3 protein-coding genes and 1 other RNA gene are annotated in these 2,685 nt (G+C 56.3%); 3 read left to right on the top strand and 1 reads right to left on the bottom strand.

Annotated elements, in window-relative coordinates; translation table 11 throughout:
- Positions 1-57: 57 nt before the first annotated feature.
- The 3 genes from rnpB to mdtI all read left to right on the top strand — a co-directional run bounded on the left by rnpB (position 58) and on the right by mdtI (position 1,660).
- An RNA gene (gene rnpB / locus QMM04_RS21985) (RNase P RNA component class A) lies at positions 58-434 on the top strand.
- A gap of 559 nt (positions 435-993) precedes the next feature.
- Positions 994-1,344 (top strand): multidrug/spermidine efflux SMR transporter subunit MdtJ, encoded by a 351-nt coding sequence (gene mdtJ / locus QMM04_RS21980; RefSeq protein ID WP_282997039.1) that lies wholly within the window; start codon positions 994-996, stop codon positions 1,342-1,344.
- Positions 1,331-1,660, top strand: a complete 330-nt coding sequence (mdtI, locus tag QMM04_RS21975) for a multidrug/spermidine efflux SMR transporter subunit MdtI (protein WP_021509711.1) — start codon at positions 1,331-1,333, stop codon at positions 1,658-1,660. The genes mdtJ and mdtI overlap by 14 nt, the downstream gene beginning before the upstream one ends.
- Positions 1,661-1,734: 74 nt before the next feature.
- On the opposite strand, the gene QMM04_RS21970 is transcribed toward mdtI, so the two are convergent.
- The coding region (locus tag QMM04_RS21970; protein WP_282997038.1) for a glutathione S-transferase family protein at positions 1,735-2,685 on the bottom strand (951 nt) is incomplete at its 5' end.

Genomic DNA, 2,685 nt, shown 5'->3' with positions numbered 1-2,685 from the left:
GCGCTGGAGCAGCAAGAGGCGTGACAAACGCGGGCGGATCGCCTATTATCCCGCGCCGAAGCTGACCAGACAGTCGCCGCTTTGTCGTCGTCCCTTTCGGGGGAGACGGGCAGAGGGGAGGAAAGTCCGGGCTCCATAGGGCAGGGTGCCAGGTAACGCCTGGGGGGGAAACCCACGACCAGTGCAACAGAGAGCAAACCGCCGATGGCCCGTGCAAGCGGGATCAGGTAAGGGTGAAAGGGTGCGGTAAGAGCGCACCGCGCGGCTGGCAACAGTCCGTGGCACGGTAAACTCCACCCGGAGCAAGGCCAAATAGGGGTTCACATGGTACGGCCCGTACTGAACCCGGGTAGGCTGCTTGAGCCAGTGAGCGATTGCTGGCCTAGATGAATGACTGTCCACGACAGAACCCGGCTTATCGGTCAGTTTCGACTTTTTTATAAAGACGCCCGCAGGTGAAAATCTGCGGGCGTTTTGTTTTTTGGTAAGGTGCGTGCTGTCCCTCATCCTAACCTTCTCCCGCAGGCGGGAGAAGGGACCGATTGTGCGTGTGGCGAGTTGAGTGCTCGCCCTGCAAGACCGCACTTAACTATTCCCTCTCCCCGTGGGAGAGGGTTAGGGTGAGGGCAGAAAACCGCACGAAGCCAGATAAAACCGCACAAAAATCCCATTTCCCTGCGTAAAGAAACGCAAATCCGCAAAAAAGTTATTTTTCCTGTGCCAGAATAGGCGCGTGTTCAACTACTGAGGACAATTTTTCATCCACACCGGGAAAAGCAACAACGTGGATAAGTTGTAAAATTATGGATAACCATTTCGTTACACTTTACGTATTAACCTCTTCACCTACCTGCGTTTTCTCCTGCTCACTGAGCGATCGGCACTGGCGCTTCGCGCTGTAGTTTTTTCTCTCCTTCCTGGATTTTTATCTTTTTCAGCTATCACGCTGCTGTTTGCGCGTGGATGGCGTTTATTTCTCACAGGAGAGAAATCATGCTGTACTGGATTTTATTAGCGTTAGCGATTGCTGCCGAAATTACAGGCACCGTGTCAATGAAATGGGCCAGCGTTAATGGCGGCAGCGCCGGCTATATTTTTATGCTGTTGGTGATCGCCCTGTCATACATCTTCCTCACCTTTGCCGTTAAACGTATTGCCCTTGGCGTGGCTTATGCCATGTGGGAAGGTGTCGGTATTCTGTTTATCACCCTGTTCAGCGTGATGCTGTTTGACGAGGCGCTGTCGGTGATGAAGGCGGCGGGTTTGATCACGCTGATCGCGGGTATCGCGCTGATCAAAGCGGGGACATTCAGCCGTAAGGAGCTGCGTCATGACCACGCTTAATGTCGTGCATCTGGCCTGGCTGGCGCTGGCCATCGTGCTGGAAATTGTGGCGAACATCGCGCTGAAATACGCCAACGGCTTCCGTCGTCCGCTGTATGGCGTGGTATCGCTGGTGGCTGTCCTGGCGGCATTCAGTGCCCTGTCGCAGGCAGTGAAGGGGATAGATCTCTCGGTGGCCTACGCCTTGTGGGGCGGTTTCGGTCTGGTGGCGACCGTAGCGGCAGGCTGGATCCTGTTCGGACAACGCCTGAACACCCGCGGCTGGCTGGGCGTGGCACTGCTGCTGGCCGGGATGGTGTTGATCAAATTTGCCTGAGGCAGCGCAATACTGCCTGCCTTGCTTTCCCAATAGTGGGAGAGAAGGGCAGGCATGCGTAAGCCAGTCAGCGCTTAACCGCGGCCGTGCGGCTCATCCCAGTCAAAAGCCGGTCCCAGCGAAATAACGCCGTTCGGATTGATGGTCTTGTGGCTACAGTAGTAGTGATGGCGGATGTGCGGCAGGTTCACCGTATCGGCAATGCCCGGCATCTGATAAATATCGCGCAGGAAGCCGTTCAGGTTACGGTAATCGCTGATGCGATGACGATCGCACTTAAAGTGGGTCACGTAGACCGGGTCAAAGCGCACCAGCGTGGTCCACAGGCGCAGATCGGCTTCGGTGAGGCGATCGCCGGTCAGATAGCGATGCTGACCCAGAATCTGCTCCAGCCGTGCCAGCGAATGGAACAGTGCGGTTACGGCTTCATCATAAGCCGACTGTGACGTGGCAAATCCACTTTTGTAGACGCCGTTATTGACGGTGTCATAAATCCAGCCGTTGAGTTCGTCGATCTTGTCACGCAGCTCGGGCGGGTAGTAATCGCCGGCGCGAGCGCCCTGCGCGTCGAAGGCGCTGTTAAACATACGGATGATATCGGCGGATTCATTACTGACAATAGTGTGCTGCTTTTTATCCCACAGCACCGGCACGGTCACACGCCCGCTGTAATGCGGATCGGCATGCAGATAGAGCTGATAGAGGAATTCGTTCTGATACAGCGAATCGCCGGTCGCGGCGGGGAAGTCATCGTCGAAGGTCCAGCCGTTCTCCAGCATCAGCGGGTGCACCACTGACACCGAAATCATCTCTTCTAACCCCTTCAGCTGACGCATCAGCAGGGTGCGATGCGCCCACGGGCAGGCCAGCGAAACGTATAAATGGTAACGATCGCGCTCGGCGGCAAAGCCGGCTTTCCCGGTTGGCCCGGCGCTGCCGTCTGCCGTGATCCAGTTACGCCAGACTGCTTCTGTGCGTTTGAAGCGGCCACCGGTTGACTTCGTATCGTACCAGGTGTCATGCCA

The sequence above is a fragment of the Pantoea sp. Pa-EAmG genome (genome assembly GCF_030024295.1).
Lineage (GTDB): Bacteria > Pseudomonadota > Gammaproteobacteria > Enterobacterales > Enterobacteriaceae > Pantoea > Pantoea dispersa.
Note: the sequence above shows the minus strand (reverse complement) of the source record. Positions and strands in the feature narration are given on the sequence as shown.

What these genes read in the sequence shown, in the direction of transcription:
- mdtJ (WP_282997039.1), top strand. Translation starts at nt 994, where the DNA reads ATGCTGTACTGGATTTTATTAGCGTTAGCGATTGCTGCCGAAATTACA.
- mdtI (WP_021509711.1), top strand. Translation starts at nt 1,331, where the DNA reads ATGACCACGCTTAATGTCGTGCATCTGGCCTGGCTGGCGCTGGCCATC.